The sequence below is a fragment of the Marinobacter sp. GH_1 genome, from assembly GCF_048595985.1.
GTDB lineage: Bacteria > Pseudomonadota > Gammaproteobacteria > Pseudomonadales > Oleiphilaceae > Marinobacter > Marinobacter shengliensis.
Genome location: NZ_CP184460.1, coordinates 267,819 through 283,488 on the forward strand (window position 1 = coordinate 267,819; position 15,670 = coordinate 283,488).

Sequence of the window (15,670 nt, forward strand, 5' to 3'; positions counted from 1 at the left end):
TTCACCTCATATATCGTTTTAGTATATCCTTATATCTAGAGTGAGTGTCGTCAGATCTCAGAGGTGAAATTCATGACACAGCCCATTGTTCAGCATTTCTTCGACGAACCCACCAATACCTTCAGTTACGTGGTGCGTGACCCTGACAGCCAGGCCTGCGCCATTCTCGACTCGGTACTGGATTTTGATTATGCCTCTGGCTGCACAGACGTGCGTTCGGCGGACGAGATTATTCAGTATGTTCGGGACAATAACCTGACCGTCGAGTGGATCATGGAAACCCACGTGCATGCGGACCACCTGTCGGCAGCGCCTTACCTGCACGAAAAGCTTGGTGGAAGGACCGGTATCGGCGCGAAAATCGTCGATGTCCAGGAAATCTTTGGCAAAGTGTTCAATGCAGGTGCCGAGTTCGCCCGGGATGGCAGCCAGTTTGGCCGGCTGTTCGAAGAGGGTGACACCTTCACCATCGGCAACCTGGTGGGCCGGGTTCTGCACACCCCGGGCCACACCCCCGCCTGCCTGACCTATGTGATTGGCGATGCCGCCTTTGTTGGCGACACCCTGTTCATGCCCGACTACGGTACCGCTCGCTGTGACTTTCCCGGTGGCGATGCTCGCACCCTTTACCGCTCCATTCAGAAAGTACTGTCGTTGCCGGCCGAGACCCGGATTTTCCTTTGCCACGATTACAAGGCGCCGGGGCGTGATGAATACCATTACCTGACCACGGTCGCGGAACAGCGCGAGGCGAATGTGCATGTGCACGAGGGTATCTCTGAGGAGGAATTTGTGAAAATGCGCACCGAGCGGGATGCCACCCTGGAGATGCCGAAGCTGATTCTGCCCTCGGTGCAGGTAAATATGCGTGCGGGCCACATGCCGCCGGCCGAGGATAACGGGCAGGTGTACCTGAAAGTTCCGGTTAACCGGTTCTGAGCCCGGCATGAACCTCAAACAATACCTGCCTGTTCTGCAATGGGCACCAAAGTACAGCCGTGATCAGGCGACCAGCGATCTGGTCGCGGCGGTGATTGTGACCGTCATGCTGATTCCCCAGTCGCTGGCTTACGCTTTGCTGGCGGGGTTGCCGGCACAGGTCGGGCTGTATGCCAGTATTCTGCCGCTGGTGGTGTATGCAGTGTTTGGCACTAGCCGTACCCTGTCGGTGGGCCCGGTGGCGGTGGTTTCGCTGATGACGGCGGCGGCCCTGGCGCCGCTGGCGGACATGGGAACACCGGAGTACATTGCCGGTGCTGTACTGATTGCGGTGATGTCCGGCCTGATGCTGACGGTGATGGGCGTCCTGCGGCTGGGTTTCCTTGCGAACTTCCTGAGCCATCCGGTCATTTCAGGCTTCATCTCAGCTTCGGGCATCGTGATCGCGGCCAGTCAGCTCAAACATGTGTTCGGTATTCAGGCGTCCGGCCATAACCTGCTGGATATCGGCGGCTCTTTGCTGGCCTCCCTGCCGCAAACCAATGTGCCCACCTTGCTGGTGGGGGGCGGTGCCCTGGCGTTTCTGCTGTGGTCCCGCCAATATCTGAAACTTTTGATGATTCGGCTTGGCCTCGCCAACAAAACTGCCGATATCTTTACCAAAATGGCTCCGATCCTGGCGGTGGTGGTCACGGCGCTAGTTGCCTGGTGGCTGAATCTGGACGAGAAAGGTGTGCGCCTGGTGGGGGATGTGCCGGCCGGATTGCCGTCATTTACCATGCCATCTCTGGATATGGCCATCTGGTCCCAATTGGCCGTCAGTGCGCTGCTGATCAGCGTGGTGGGTTTTGTGGAGTCGGTGTCTGTGGGCCAGACCCTGGCCGCGAAACGGCGCCAGCGTATCGACCCGGACCAGGAGCTGATCGGCCTGGGCACGGCTAATCTGGGCTCGGGGCTCTCCGGTGGTATGCCGGTGACCGGTGGCTTCTCCCGTTCGGTGGTGAACTTTGATGCCGGCGCAGAGACGCCTGCAGCGGGTGCTTACACGGCAGTCGGCATTGCCCTGGCCACGTTGTTTCTGACCCCGGCCATCGCCTGGCTGCCCCAGGCGACCCTGGCGGCGACGATCATTGTGGCGGTCGCCACGCTGATTGACCTGCCGGCATTGGGCCGGACCTTCCGCTACTCCCGTACCGATTTCGGAGCCATGCTGGCCACTATTCTGCTGACCCTTGGCCACAGCGTCGAGGCAGGTATTATTGCCGGTGTGGGCCTGTCGATCGGCCTGTTTCTGTATCGCACCAGCCGGCCACACAGCGCCGTTGTGGGTCGGGTCCCGGGCACCGAACACTTCCGGAACGTCCTGCGCCACGATGTGGAACTGTGCCCGAAAGTGACCTTTTTGCGGGTGGATGAAAGTCTGTACTTTGCCAACGCCCGTTTCCTGGAGGAGCGAGTGATGGATCTGGTCACCCGGGAACCGGAGCTGACTGATCTGGTGCTGGTCTGCCCCGCAGTGAATCTGGTGGACGCATCAGCCCTGGAGAGCCTGGAAACCATCAATGAGCGGCTGACCGATGCCGGGGTGCGTTTGCACCTGTCGGAAGTGAAAGGACCGGTCATGGACCGGCTGAAGGGTACCGAACTTATCCAGCATCTCGGGGGTAACGTTTATCTGAGTACCTATGAGGCCTGGCAGTCCCTGACCGGGAGGACCGCCCTGGAGTGATCCGGGTCATGTGATCCCATTGACCGGCCGGGGGGTATCAGTAAACACTGCCCCGCGCATCCGATGGCTTGCTAACCGGTGACTTTGATGGGAATGACCGAAAATCTGCTTTCGACCAGCCAGTGGCTGCTGACCGCGGTGGTCTTTGTACTGGTGTTGCTGGCAGCCCTGCGCTCGGTAGATTGGCAGGCACTGCGCAAAGATAGCGTTACCCAGCATACGCTGTTCGGTGCGGCGGTGGCGCTCGGGTTTCTCTGGCAGCTGCGGGCGGGTATCTCGCCCGGGCTGGCTATTCATATCTTTGGTATTACTGTGATCACCCTTATGCTTGGCTGGGCACTGGCCGTTATCAGCGGCCTGTTAGCCCTGGTGATCACCGTCATCACCGGCCGTGAGCCTCTTCTGATGTTTGCCGCTAACGGCCTAGTGACGGTGATGGTGCCGGCACTGGTTACCCACGCCATCATGCTGTGGGAGCGGCGCAGGGATTTCCGCAACTTCTTTGCCTACATCTTCTTTTGCGGTTTTTTTGGTGCCGGGCTGTCGGTGGCCGCAGCCGGTGTTCTGATGTGTCTGATGCTGTGGTCCAGCGGCGTCTATACCTTCGAGACCCTGGTGCACGAATACCTGCGTTACCTGCCACTGTTCATGATTCCGGAAGGCTTTGTGAACGGCGTTTTTGTGACCGGCCTGATGGTGTTTCACCCAGACCGGCTCAGCACCCTGGATCAACGACGATACCGATAACGCCCGGTCAGATGCCTCCGCCCTGGACGGAGGTTTGTTCATGTTTGCCCAGGCTTTGATGTCGGCCCACCTGATCGCGCCACTGTGCCAGCCAGGGCAGCAAGGCTTTCGCTGGCATTGGCCGGGCGATGCCATAACCCTGAATCAGGTTGCACCCCATGTCCCTCAGGGCGCGAGCATGCTCCATGGTTTCCACGCCTTCAGCAAGAACCGGGTGGTCGAAGCGTTGCGCAAGGAAAATCACGCTCTCCACAATCGCGCGGTCACTGGCATCGGTGAGCATGTTGCGAACGAAACTCTGGTCGATCTTGATCACATCCACCGGCAGGGTGCGCAGGTAAGTCAATGACGAGAAACCGGTGCCGAAGTCGTCCAGTGCCACCTGTAACCCCAGGGACTGGCAGCGAGCCAACACATTGCTTGCACGCTTGGTGTCTTCCAGCGCGGTGGATTCCAGAACCTCCAGGGTGATTTGCCCGGGGCGGACATCCGGATGGCTGTGCAAGTAGCTTTCCAGGTAATCGGCAAAACTGCGATCCATCAGGTGAGGTGCGCTGATGTTGATGCTGACGGCGAGCGATTCGTCCGCCTCATGCCACAGATTCATCTGATGAATGGCTTCCTTGAGTACCCACTGGCCCAGCGGGATCTCCAGATGGCTGTTGGCGACAGCCGGCAAGAACTCACCGGGGCCAATCAGTCCTTTGTCCGGATGATTCCAGCGAATCAGCGCCTCAAACCCAATGACTTCGCTATCGTCCAGGCGTAACTGGGGCTGGAAATAGAGTTCGAATTCTTCGTTCTCCAGCGCGCGGGATATTTCCATCAACTGGTTCCGGCGCTGCCGGCGATGGGCATCCAGGCCGGGGTCGAAAATGTGGAACTGATTCCGGCCCTTCTCTTTGGCGGCGTACATGGCCTGGTCGGCATGGCGAATCAGGCCCTCTGCATCGGTGTCGTCCTCCGGATACAGGGTGACGCCCAGGCTGGCGGTCAGGTTGACCGTCTGGTCACCAATCTGCAGGGGCTCGCTGACATTGGCGAGTATTCGCGAATACACCGCCTCGGGGCTGTCGCTTTGCAGCAACAGTACGAATTCATCACCCCCGATGCGGGCGATGGTATCGCCACTGCGTAGGGCGCGGGTCAGGCGCTCGGCGGTCGCTCGCAGCGCCAGGTCGCCGATGTCATGGCCCAGCTGGTCGTTAATGGCCTTAAAGCCATCCAGGTCCAGGTAACAGATGGACAGCACCCGCTTCTGACGATCCGCGTGGGCGCGGGCTGAGCGAAGACGCTCTTCCAACAGTTGTCGGTTGGGTAGCCCGGTCAGGTCGTCATAGTTGGCGGCGCGGTCCAGTTCCTTCGCATGATTTTTCAGAGCAGTGATATCTGAGAACGCGGCCACATGGTAGAAACGCCCCGGCTCTTCAAGGTGAACGCGGCTGATCGACAGCAGCTCTGCATATTCTTCCCCGCTTTTCCGGCGGTTCCAGATTTCGCCCCGCCAGTGATCCGTCTTCTCAATCGACGTCCACATGGACTGGTAGTATTCGTGGGAGTGGCGACCGGAGCTGAGGATGGAAGGATTCAATCCAAGTACTTCCGGGCGACTGTAGCCGGTGATACGGGAGAAAGCCGGGTTGACGTCGATAATCCGATTGAAGTGATCAGTAATGACAATGGCTTCGTGGCTGCGATCAAACACACTGGCGGCGATGCGCAGGCCGCGTTCACTGTTTTTCCGATCGGAGATATTGGTCTGGATAACAACGAAGCCGGGCTCGACACCCTCGCTTTCGCCAACGGGCATACAGTAGGTGTGTACCCAGTAGGGCGTGCCATCCGCCGTATAATTGAGAATGTCTTCCTCGAACACTTCGCCACGGAACAGGTGTTGGCGAATACGGCGGACGGTCTCGATGTCAGTGTCCGGCCCGTAGAGGAGTTCGCCGGGGTTCTTTCCAACTATGCTGTCGAGGTGAAAGCCAGTATGACGTTCGAAAGCGGTATTCACCCATTCGATGCGACCACCCGCATCCAGAATGAGCACCAGGTTGCGGGTGGCAGAGGCCACCAATGCCAGGCGCTTGGAGTCAAACTCCGGTGAGGTATTGTTGGAATCAGGGGCATTCGACATGTGTCGGGTGTTCCGGGTGTCGGTGGTTTAAGTGTCTCTCCTCCCTGTGAGAGGGTGTGTCCGTTTATTGCAATCTCACAACGGGGCATGATGCTAGCCTATCTGGCCCGTTAAGACATTCGACCATAGCGGTGTCTGGTTGATTAATGTCAATTTCCGGGGAGATTCTTAGGGCGCACCGGACGGTAAGCGTTCATCAGCGCCAGCGCGAGTGTTTTTGCAGTTTGCGTTGCAGGGTCCGCCGGTGCATGTTCAGGGCCCGGGCAGTGGCGGAAATGTTGCCATCGTGCTCGTTCAGCACGCGCTGGATGTGTTCCCATTCCATTTCTTCCACGGACGGCGGTTCGGGCCTCAGGTCCGGTGGTGCGTCCAGGGGTTCAAAACCATTCATTAACTGGGCCACGGTAACCGGCTTGCACAGGTAGTTGACGGCGCCGCGGCGCATGGCTTCCACCGCTGTGGCAATACTGCCGTAACCGGTCAGCACCAGTACGTCCAGGTCTGGCTTCTGCTCCAGAAGTTCCGGCAACAGTTGTAGGCCACTTTCCCCGGCCAGGTTGAGGTCCAGAACACACCGGTTCACCGGCCTGGTACGGATGGCCTCCAGAGCGCTGTCAGCATCGCTGGCGCAGAGTGTTTCAATGCCCTGGCGAGACAGCGAGCGGGCCAGCACCTGGAGAAACGCCTGGTCATCGTCGACCAGCAGCCAGAGTTCCTGTGTGGTCATGGTTGTATCTCCTCGCCTTGGGGCTGGGCTACCGGTAAATCGATGACCATGGTGGTGCCTGTGTCACTGGCCTTGGCCCGGAGATTGCCGCCAAGCCTCTGGATCGTGGCATTGGAAAGGAACAACCCGACCCCAAGACCATGGTGGGAGTCGACAATGTCCTCACCCGGCGTGCCCTGCAGAGCGGTTTCCAGGCCGTCACCGTGATCTTCAACAATCACTTCCACCCGGCCGGAATCGGACAGCTGGCTTCTGACAGCGACCCAGGACGGGCTGGCTGTCAGGGCGTTTGCCAACAGGTTGAGCACCGCCTGGTCCAGGGTGGCATCCACGGCCACGGAGGCATTCGGGTGCGTACCCTGCCACTGCACTGGCCCGGACGGCCACAGCAGTGTGGCCGACTCTCGCAGCCTCGCGAGCCAGTCTTTGACCGTTAGTACTTCCAGTTGCGCCGTGCGGGCTTCAATCGCCGCCTTGGTCAGTTGTTGCAGATGTTGACTGCACAGGTTCAACTGCTGGCCCATCAGGTCGAGATCTTCCGTCAGTGCTACGGAGGCCTGGCCTTCGGTGTGGGAACGGATTTCATCCAGTAACAGGGTCATGGTATTCAGCGGGGTACCCAGCCGGTGGGCAACGGCGGCCGACGACAGGCCCAGCGCGATGATCTGTTCATCCCGCAAACGGTTTTCCCGGAATTGCGAAAGCTGGGACTGTTGCAGCCTTAGCCTGCGGGAGAGGGTGCCAACCACCAGTAGCAGGATGGCGGCGGTCAGGGCAAAGGTCACCCACATGCCCACCAGGTGCAGCCTGGCCAGGTCTGCCGAGTGGTGATCGTGCATGACCGGGGTGTGCCAGAGCACCAGCGCCGTGTACACCGCAACGCCGGTGATGGTAAGGACAATGCTCTGGCGGCTAGGCACCAGAATGATTGCGACGGCAATCGGCAGTAGCAGCAAAGATACCAGGGGGTTGGTGTAGCCGCCGGTGAAATACAGCCAGCAGCCGATCAGCAACAGATCTGTGGCCAGGGTCAGGCTGACGGGTACAAAAGCCTCGGGGGGCTTACGGCTGAACCACAGCCAGGCCAGCGTGGCCAGAACGGCATAAAGCAGGCTGAGGATCAGGGCTTCGGCCCGGTGGGCCAGTGTTACGGTGGTTTCGGCAACAGCGATCGCGACCAGTTGCGTGGCAATAATGGCCAGCCGCATACCCAGAAGATAACGGGCAGCCTGACGAAAACCGGTTTGAGAGTGTGTGAGCCATTCCATAGCGGGCATTCTAGCAGTATGCCGTCGGCCATGGTGGTGAAAACGGCGTTTGTTTGCGACGGGTCAATCGGTGAAATAACAGACCAGTTGCTGGCGCACCACATCACCGGTCAGTTGCAGATGTTGCGCCTGCAGATCATGCACCTGAACCGCCCGGTTGACCGGAGATTCGGTGCTGCTGGACGTTGGGGGGGCGGGCAGGCGCTCAGGGTGATAACGGCATTGCTGGATGTCGGGAAACAGCGCCGCGTAGGCGATGCCGGTTTCTACCAGGTCCTGGAAAAAGTGAGAACCGTAGGACAGGTCTGGCACCATCTCGCCGGCCTTTTCTGAGACCTCGACCAGGGCGGCGACCCCGGCAATGTCAGCAAAGCGGACCGGAACGCCAAGATCTGGGCTGCTGGTGCCCCAACGGCCTGGGCCGATCAGCAGGGTAGGCACACTGGATGCGCGGACAGCTTCGCTGACACGGCGGGCAACGTCGTAGCGCTGGCTGGTGGACAGCCCGGCGTACACCGAAGCGTCTACCCGGATCACCCGTTCGATGGCCAGGTTGATGTTGCCGCCCATGAAGTGGCCCTGGGTTCTGAATAGCAGCTTACGCTCAGGCAAGTCGTCGGGCAGAGCCACCGGCCCGGTCTCGCCGATGGTCGCCAGCGGGCGGCATTGCACCAGGTTGAAGGCGGGGTTGCCCTGTTGGTCCAGGTGCAGGGTGAATTCCACATCCACCGGGTGCCGGTAGCCCGCTTCCAGGGTTTGCAGCAGGTGTGACAGCCGGCGGATAAACGGAGTGCGCTGCACCAAAGGGCGGAACGTCAGCCGCCACACCGGGCCTTGCAAGCCAATCTGCTCGGCCCGGGTGCTGGCGGCCCGGTCCACCTCGGCCAGGTGATCCATGGGTAGATCGTTGGCGGTTTCCAGCAACTGGCTCAGGGGCCGGGTGTCGAGTGTGCCTTCCTGTAGGTCCAGCAAATCCACCAGGTGTTGGGAATATCGGTAGCTTTCGTCCTGGTTGCGGAATGGCTGGCGCATGGGGTGGTCCAGCGCCATCACGCAGGCGTGATCGCCTTCAATGCGGTCAACCGCCCGGGTGCCCAGGCCCATCACCAGCCGGACCATCCCCGCTTCCGGGTCCATGCTGCTGTCCCAGGCGAAGGTGTTGCGCGACACCCCTACCCCGGCGGCATCGGGCAGGTAATAGCGACCATGAAACCGCCCGTTGACCCGCTGGATCAGCAGCGCCATGGGCTCTTCCCGCTGGTCCAGGCCCCGCTGTTTGCGGTACACCAGGGCATCTTCACTCATGGATGACGCGTACACCTGGCGGATTGCGTCTTCCAGTGCCGACAGCCGCTGTTCCGGTGCCCCCTGGTTGACCAGGAACACGCTGTCGTATTTACCGGCAAAAGCATTGCCAAAGCCGTCTTCCTGCAGGCTCGATGAGCGCACCAGGATAGGATACTGGCCGTAATGGTCCAGCAGTCGCTCCAGCTCGGCCTGTATCTCGTCGGGAAACTTGCCGGCCAGGATCGCGGCTCTGAGCGCGGGCGCCTCACTCAGGTAACCCTCCCCGGAGCGCTGCCGCATGATCGCCGGCCAGAGCCCGTTGTGGACCAGGAAAGCGTAATAGGCGTCTGTGCCAAGATAACTGGAATCGTGGGGCTCCAGCTGGCTTTGCCATGGTTCGGTGGCGTCTTTCAACAGAATGTTGCGGGCAATCAGCATGCCGGTGGCCTTGCCACCAATGTAGCCGCTGCCGACCAGGCGGCTGCGAATGCCCAGCAGGTCTTCCAGCGACAGGTAACGCCGTGCCAGCTCCAGTATCCGGGAATCGCGGCTGATCATTACTTGCAGCACTTGCTCCTGCAAGTCTTCGATACAGTCGGTGTCCTGGTCGGACAAAGCCCGGCTGGCTTCCTGGAACAATCGGTCCCAATAGTCCAGCAAGGGTTGGCGATGCAGGTGTTCAAGCTCGAGGCTGGCTTGCAGTCGGGTGGCATCGCTGCTGTCCGTTATGGGTTGAAACTGTCCATCATGCTCCCGGTGCGGCAGGAACATGGTGGGAGATTGCCGCCGCCAGGCCTTGATCGGATGAATCTGCACATCGTCACCGTGGCGATGCACATCAATCATCACCTGGGTGGTCTGGCGAATCCGGTCCAGGGTCCGGCGGGAGTGGCGTTCGGGGTGCAGGGCAAACCAGGCCACGGTGTCCAGTTCAAACAGAAACGGGCACACCACCCGGAAGAAATTGCCCACCATGGCATCGGTTGCCCAGGCGTTGAGCAGCTCGCTCAGGCTGTCGCAGACATAGAAGGCGCCACGGCCATGCTGTTCGATCAGGTGCCAGACCCGGCTGGTAAAGCTTTCAAAGCCGCCGAGGGCGTCGATGGTGATGGTTCGAACCGACGGGTGGTCCCGGATAATCGGGGCATGGTCGCCAAAGCGAAGGTAGATAATCTGCCGGCCGGCATCAGAGGCGGCGTCTACGAAGGGAAGAACAAATCGGCGATAGTCGTCCAGGTCGGAAACCCGCCAGACCACGTTATCGCCGATTCGAAGGCCATCCAGAACCTCATCCAACCCACTGAGGCCAGTGGAAACCCGGTCGTCAGGCTGGAGAGGTTCGTTGCTGATCATGGCCGGATCAGATAACACCCATGGCGTTCATCGCCTTGGCAACGCGCAGGAAGCCGTTGATATTGGCGCCCAGCACGTAGTTGCCCTCGGCACCGAACTCGGCGGCGGTCTCGTAGCAGTTCTTGTGGATATCGATCATGATTTCCTCAAGGCGCTTCTGGGTGTAATCGAAGGTCCAGGAGTCGCGGCTGGCGTTCTGCTGCATTTCCAGGGCAGACGTGGCAACACCGCCGGCGTTGGCTGCCTTGCCCGGGCCGTAGGCAATCTTGGCATCCTGGAACACGATAATGCCTTCCGGCGTGGTCGGCATGTTGGCGCCTTCGGCCACGGCAACACAGCCGTTTTCAACCAGCATCTTGGCGTCTTTGCCGTTCAGTTCGTTCTGGGTCGCGCAGGGCAGCGCCACATCGCAAGGCACGCTCCAGATATTGCCGTCTTCCACGTACTTGGCGTCTTTATGGAATTCAGTGTAGGCACTGATCCGGCGGCGCTCCACTTCCTTGATGCGCTTCAGGGTCTGCAGGTCGATGCCCTTCTCATGGACAATCATGCCCTGAGAATCCGAGCAGGCAATGACCTTGGCGCCCAGCTCGTGGGCTTTCTCGATGGCGTAAATGGCCACGTTGCCGGAACCGGAAACCACCACGGTCTTGCCTTCCAGGGAGTCACCACGGGCTTTCAGCATTTCGTGGGTGAAGAACACCGTGCCGTAGCCGGTGGCTTCGGTACGCGCGCGGCTGCCGCCCCAGTCCAGGCCCTTGCCGGTGAACACACCAGATTCGTACCGGTTGGTAATGCGTTTGTATTGGCCAAACAGGTAGCCGATCTCGCGGCCGCCAACGCCGATGTCGCCGGCTGGAACGTCGGTATACTCGCCCAGGTGGCGGTACAGCTCGGTCATCATGCTCTGGCAGAAACGCATGATCTCGTCGTCGGACTTGCCCTTGGGGTCGAAGTCACTGCCGCCTTTACCGCCGCCAATGGGCAGTCCGGTCAGGGCGTTCTTGAAGATCTGTTCAAAGCCCAGGAACTTGATGATGCCGAGGTACACGGACGGGTGGAAGCGCATGCCACCTTTATAGGGCCCCAGGGCACTGTTGAATTCGACGCGAAAAGCACGGTTGATATGAATCTCGCCGCGGTCGTCCTGCCAGGGCACACGGAAGATGATCTGGCGCTCAGGCTCACAGATACGCTGGATGATTTTCTTATCGGCAAACTCCGGGTACTTCACCAGAACCGGCCCGAGGGTTTCCAGAACTTCGTGAACCGCCTGGTGGAATTCACTCTCACCCGGGTTGCGGTGCAGCACGTCCTGGAAAATCGGTTCGAGTTTTTCGTCGAGTTTAACTGTCATGGCAAGGCCCTCGGAATACGCGTATTGAAAACCGCAAAAATGCGGATGCCCAAAAAAAGGGCAGTGATTGCACCACATTGGCGCGTTAGTTGGCAAGTCGGTCGCGCAAAATTTATTCACCCTTTGCCTTCCGGGATACCTCCTTCGGGGTGCGGCATTGTGTCTCAAGCCAGCAATGCCCTCGCCCTTTAAAATTGCCAAAAATCATCATTCCCGCCGTTTGAAATGCGCTGTTAAAAGGAACGCCCTTCATGCTCAAGAAACGTCTGGCTCGCAGTATCAGCCTGGTGTTGGCTGGCTTTACCCTCACTCCCGCCGTTCACGCCCAGATGGAAGGAGAAGATTCGTTGCTGATACGGGTGACGGAGGGGCAATCTGCGGAGGCGGCAAGGCTTTCGGCTGCCGCCGTGCAGTCGGAGCCGGCACAGCGGTTGTCGGGCAGCGCGTCGGTGTCTCTGTCTCGAATGGGGGGGCGGGGGCTTGACCCGGTGATTCGAGGTCAGAACGAGGAACGGGTAGACGTGCTGCTGGATGGCATGCGGGTTGAAGGTGCCTGCCCAAGCCGGATGGACCCGCCCACCAGTCGATTGAGTACCTCGCTGGCACCGGTGCTGGAAGTGCGCACCAGTAATCGCACCCTGCGTTGGGGGCCGATTGCCGGGGGGCAGGTAGTGGCGACCACGGCGGCTCCGGAATTCGCGGATGACAACCTGACCACCGGGCACCTGACTCTGGGTGGTGCAGACAATGGTGATGGCAAGTTAATGAATGGCAGTGTAGCTGTTGGCAGTAAAGCCTCCTACCTGCGGATGGCCGCCGGCTATGACGAAGCCAACGATTATGAGGACGGCGACGGCAACAAGGTTCGCAGTTCCTATGAGAACACTGAGGGCCGGGTGGATGCTGCCTGGACCGCAGACAACGGCTTTTATATCAAAGGCCTGGTCAGCCGGCAGGAAGAGCGGGATGTGAAGTTCCCGGGCCGTGGCATGGATGCGCCAAAAACCGATACTGACCTCTATCGGATGGAAATCGGCGCACCGGTGGCCGAGGGTGGCTGGAGCCTGATGGCCTGGCAGGCAGACGTGGACCATGTGATGGATAACTTCAGCCTGCGGGAGTCTGCCATGAAAATGCAGACCGACTCGCAAACCCGCACCCAGGGTGCCCGTCTGGTGCTGGATCAGACCATCAACTTTACCAAAGACATCGCCATTGGTTTGGACGTGGAACGTAATGAGTGGGATGCCACCATGTACAACGGCATGAATCTGGACAACCCGGCGTCGTTGATGTGGCCGGGTGTGGAGCGGGACCGTGTTGGTGTCTTCGTGGAGGCATTTCACCGGATTCGGGTCAATACCCGCCTGGGTGCCGGTATCCGCTATGACCGGGTTGAAATGGATGCCACCCGCGCCGGAGACAGCTTCCGGATGATGCCCGGGGCGCCCATGACCATGACCCCGGCGATGCTGTATATGAGCGCCTATGGAGTCACGGACACCAAGGCCGACGATAACAATGTCAGCGGCTTTATCACCGGCGAGTGGCGTTTGTCTCCGGCCAACACTCTGGAAGCCACCGCTTCCCACAGTGTTCGTTCCCCCAGCGTGAACGAGCGCTACGTTGCCCAGAGAATGATGCGAGGCTCCTGGATTGGTAATCCGGATCTGGAAACCGAAAAGCACAACAAGCTGGAAGTGAGCCTGTCTGGCCGTGATGGCAACTGGAGCTGGCGCCCGGCGGTCTGGGTAGACCAGGTGGAAGATTATGTTTATCGATTTGATACCCGCAATCCCGATGGCACGGTGGATACCCGGTACGCCAATATAGATGCCCGACTGCTGGGTGTGGAAGCCCTGGTTGGCTGGAACAACGGGTCCTGGAATGCCAGTAGCAAACTGGCCTCCGTTCGCGGTGAGAACCGGGATGCCGACAAGGCATTGCCTCGCATTCCGCCAGTTCAGTTTATCCAGACCCTCGGGTGGCAGCATCAGGGCCATACCATCGAAGCGGAATGGCAACTGGCGCGCCGGCAGGACCGGGTAGATCTGGAGTCCGGCCTGGACCCAAGCACCTCTCCGGGCTATGGCGTTTTTAATCTCTCTGGCACCCATCCATTGATGGCGAACCTGAGCTTCACTTGGGCGCTGGATAATCTGTTTGATAACACCTGGGCGTATCACGTGAGTAAGGACAACCTGGCAGACAGCGGTGTGTTCAGGGTTAATGAACCTGGTCGTACCGTACGCGCCGCGCTGACCGCGCGTTGGTGACATCGATTATGGCGGTTGCCCGCTTCTCATAGCCGGCGGGTGATCTTGTGCCCCGGGCAGACAGCCAGTCTGCCCGGGGCTTTTTTTGAGGAGGTGGTCCGGGATTCGGAATGGCTGGACGAATGTGGCTAGAATGAAAGCGTTTTCGTTTTAAAGTCATCGGATTATCAGGTTTGTTATGAGTCATCGACCCGGCTGGGTGTTCTACTGTTCTTTCGTGCTGCTGGTTTTATTTGTGGTGGCCGGGGGCCTGATGCCCGCCGAGTTGTCACGCTATGCCAATGAGGCACTGGATTTCACCACCCTGCATTTTGGCTGGCTGTATCTGTTTGCCACTTCTGGATTTCTGGTGTTCTGCATTGCCGTTGCTGCCGGTAATTACGGCAAGATTCGCCTGGGTGCCGATGGTGAGGCACCGGAGTTTTCCTATCTGACCTGGCTGGGCATGATCTTTTCCGCCGGTATGGGTGTTGGCCTGGTGTTCTGGGCCGTGGCCGAGCCCATGAGCCATTTTGTGGCGCCCCCGTTTGACTCGGCTGAGCCCCGTGGCCCACAGGCCGCGAGCATGGCGATGCGGTATTCCTTGTTTCACTGGGGCTTTCACCAGTGGGCCAACTTTGCCCTGGTGGGTCTGGCCATTGCCTATGTGCGCTTCCGCCTTCAACGCCCCGGTTTGATCAGTGAAGCCTTCCGCTCCACTCTGGGTAACCGGGTGGACTCGGGCATCGGACATTCCATCAATATCCTCGCCGTTGTCTCCATCGTGTTCGGGGTGGCGACCACCCTAGGCCTGGGCGTCATCCAGATCAACAGTGGTTTGGGTGCTGTGGCCGGTACCGCGTTCGGCGTCACCCAACAACTGTTCATTCTGGCCGGCGTTGCGGTTGTGTTCCTGCTGTGTTCCCTGGCGCCACTGGAGAGCGGGATCCGCTATGTGAGTGACGCCAACATGCTGCTGGCGGCGGGGTTGCTGGTGTTCGTGTTCTTTATGGGCCCTACCGACTTCATCACCGCCGCCATGACCAATGCCATTGGTGACTATTTCGCCAATATGGTCGGCATGAGCCTGGTGATGACGCCCTACACCGGCGATGACTGGGTGGAGCGATGGACCATCTTCTACTGGGCCTGGGGGCTGTCCTGGGCACCCTTTGTCGGTAGTTTTATTGCCCGGATCTCCCGGGGCCGAACCATCCGGGAGTTTGTGTTCGGGGTGATTGGCATGCCGGTGTTGCTCAGTATTGTCTGGTTCTCCACCTTTGGCGGCTCCGCGTTGTATTTCGAACTGTTTGAGGGGGCCGCCCTGGGTGACGCCGTGCTGGCGGAGATGAGCTCGGCCCTGTTCGCCACCCTGAACTACCTGCCGGGCACTACCATTATTGGCGGCCTGATGCTGGTGCTGATCGTGCTGTTCGTTATTACTTCCGCCAACTCGGCTACCTTTGTGCTGGGTATGTTTACCAGTAAAGGGGTTCTGAACCCGAAACGCTGGTCCCGTTTGACCTGGGGCATAGTGCAGGTGTCGGTGGCCGGGGTACTGTTGCTCAGTGGCGGACTGGAAGCGCTCCAGACCATTTCAATACTGGCTGCCTTCCCGTTCATGGTGTTGATGATTTTTATGGCTGTTGCCCTGTTGAAATCACTGCGAAACGAGCAGCGGCAGATCGAGTTGCACGAGGCCATGACCAGAGAGCGCTTGCTGCGCCTGCTGGCAGAAAACGATCACCTTGGTGATGAGCGGGCTGGCTCTGAACCCGGGTTGAAGCCCGAGGAGCCCGGGAAAAACGAATGATCATCCGTTGAATGGTACCGGATGGATTTTCTGGTGTTGGCTGACTGTCGGTTGTGGC

10 protein-coding genes are annotated in these 15,670 nt (G+C 59.6%); 5 read left to right on the plus strand and 5 right to left on the minus strand.

The window, feature by feature from the left end; genetic code table 11:
* Positions 1–72: 72 nt before the first annotated feature.
* The 3 genes from ACNSOI_RS01180 (at position 73) to ACNSOI_RS01190 (ending at position 3,415) form a co-directional block, all read left to right on the plus strand.
* On the plus strand, positions 73–939 hold the full coding sequence (locus tag ACNSOI_RS01180) for an MBL fold metallo-hydrolase (RefSeq protein WP_354445099.1): 867 nt from the start codon (positions 73–75) through the stop codon (positions 937–939).
* Between the two features lie 7 nt (positions 940–946).
* Complete coding sequence (locus ACNSOI_RS01185; RefSeq protein WP_420194931.1) at positions 947–2,668, plus strand: SulP family inorganic anion transporter; 1,722 nt, start codon at positions 947–949, stop codon at positions 2,666–2,668.
* Between the two features lie 87 nt (positions 2,669–2,755).
* Positions 2,756–3,415, plus strand: a complete 660-nt coding sequence (locus ACNSOI_RS01190) for an energy-coupling factor ABC transporter permease (protein WP_420194932.1) — start codon at positions 2,756–2,758, stop codon at positions 3,413–3,415.
* 7 nt (positions 3,416–3,422) lie between these two features.
* Here ACNSOI_RS01190 and ACNSOI_RS01195 read toward each other — a convergent pair whose 3' ends face one another.
* The 5 genes from ACNSOI_RS01195 to gdhA all read right to left on the minus strand — a co-directional run bounded on the left by ACNSOI_RS01195 (position 3,423) and on the right by gdhA (position 11,544).
* Positions 3,423–5,552 carry a putative bifunctional diguanylate cyclase/phosphodiesterase gene (locus ACNSOI_RS01195; protein WP_420194933.1) on the minus strand — a complete coding sequence of 710 codons (2,130 nt, stop codon included), beginning with the start codon at positions 5,550–5,552 and terminating at the stop codon, positions 3,423–3,425.
* A gap of 196 nt (positions 5,553–5,748) precedes the next feature.
* Entirely contained in the window at positions 5,749–6,279 is a 531-nt protein-coding gene (locus ACNSOI_RS01200) for a response regulator transcription factor (protein WP_420194934.1), read from the minus strand.
* On the minus strand, positions 6,276–7,547 hold the full coding sequence (locus tag ACNSOI_RS01205) for a sensor histidine kinase (RefSeq protein WP_420194935.1): 1,272 nt from the start codon (positions 7,545–7,547) through the stop codon (positions 6,276–6,278). Before ACNSOI_RS01205 ends, ACNSOI_RS01200 begins: the two co-directional genes overlap by 4 nt.
* A 63-nt stretch (positions 7,548–7,610) precedes the next feature.
* The gene (locus tag ACNSOI_RS01210; RefSeq protein WP_420194936.1) at positions 7,611–10,187 is read right to left on the minus strand and encodes a PEP/pyruvate-binding domain-containing protein; all 2,577 of its coding nucleotides are present in this window, start codon (positions 10,185–10,187) and stop codon (positions 7,611–7,613) included.
* A gap of 7 nt (positions 10,188–10,194) precedes the next feature.
* Positions 10,195–11,544 (minus strand): NADP-specific glutamate dehydrogenase, encoded by a 1,350-nt coding sequence (gene gdhA, locus ACNSOI_RS01215; RefSeq protein WP_072678740.1) that lies wholly within the window; start codon positions 11,542–11,544, stop codon positions 10,195–10,197.
* A 251-nt stretch (positions 11,545–11,795) separates the two neighbouring features.
* On the opposite strand from gdhA, the gene ACNSOI_RS01220 reads away from it, so the two are divergent.
* Positions 11,796–13,820 (plus strand): TonB-dependent receptor domain-containing protein, encoded by a 2,025-nt coding sequence (locus tag ACNSOI_RS01220; protein ID WP_286253125.1) that lies wholly within the window; start codon positions 11,796–11,798, stop codon positions 13,818–13,820.
* 178 nt (positions 13,821–13,998) lie between these two features.
* Positions 13,999–15,612 carry a BCCT family transporter gene (locus tag ACNSOI_RS01225; protein ID WP_420194937.1) on the plus strand — a complete coding sequence of 538 codons (1,614 nt, stop codon included), beginning with the start codon at positions 13,999–14,001 and terminating at the stop codon, positions 15,610–15,612.
* Positions 15,613–15,670 lie beyond the last annotated feature (58 nt).

Excerpts from the sequence above, each read along its gene's own strand:
- ACNSOI_RS01205 (WP_420194935.1), bottom strand. The coding sequence starts at position 7,547 with ATGGAATGGCTCACACACTCTCAAACCGGTTTTCGTCAGGCTGCCCGT.
- ACNSOI_RS01190 (WP_420194932.1), top strand. The coding sequence starts at position 2,756 with ATGGGAATGACCGAAAATCTGCTTTCGACCAGCCAGTGGCTGCTGACC.
- ACNSOI_RS01195 (WP_420194933.1), bottom strand. The coding sequence starts at position 5,552 with ATGTCGAATGCCCCTGATTCCAACAATACCTCACCGGAGTTTGACTCC.
- ACNSOI_RS01220 (WP_286253125.1), top strand. The coding sequence starts at position 11,796 with ATGCTCAAGAAACGTCTGGCTCGCAGTATCAGCCTGGTGTTGGCTGGC.
- ACNSOI_RS01200 (WP_420194934.1), bottom strand. The coding sequence starts at position 6,279 with ATGACCACACAGGAACTCTGGCTGCTGGTCGACGATGACCAGGCGTTT.
- ACNSOI_RS01185 (WP_420194931.1), top strand. The coding sequence starts at position 947 with ATGAACCTCAAACAATACCTGCCTGTTCTGCAATGGGCACCAAAGTAC.
- ACNSOI_RS01225 (WP_420194937.1), top strand. The coding sequence starts at position 13,999 with ATGAGTCATCGACCCGGCTGGGTGTTCTACTGTTCTTTCGTGCTGCTG.
- ACNSOI_RS01180 (WP_354445099.1), top strand. The coding sequence starts at position 73 with ATGACACAGCCCATTGTTCAGCATTTCTTCGACGAACCCACCAATACC.
- gdhA (WP_072678740.1), bottom strand. The coding sequence starts at position 11,544 with ATGACAGTTAAACTCGACGAAAAACTCGAACCGATTTTCCAGGACGTG.
- ACNSOI_RS01210 (WP_420194936.1), bottom strand. The coding sequence starts at position 10,187 with ATGATCAGCAACGAACCTCTCCAGCCTGACGACCGGGTTTCCACTGGC.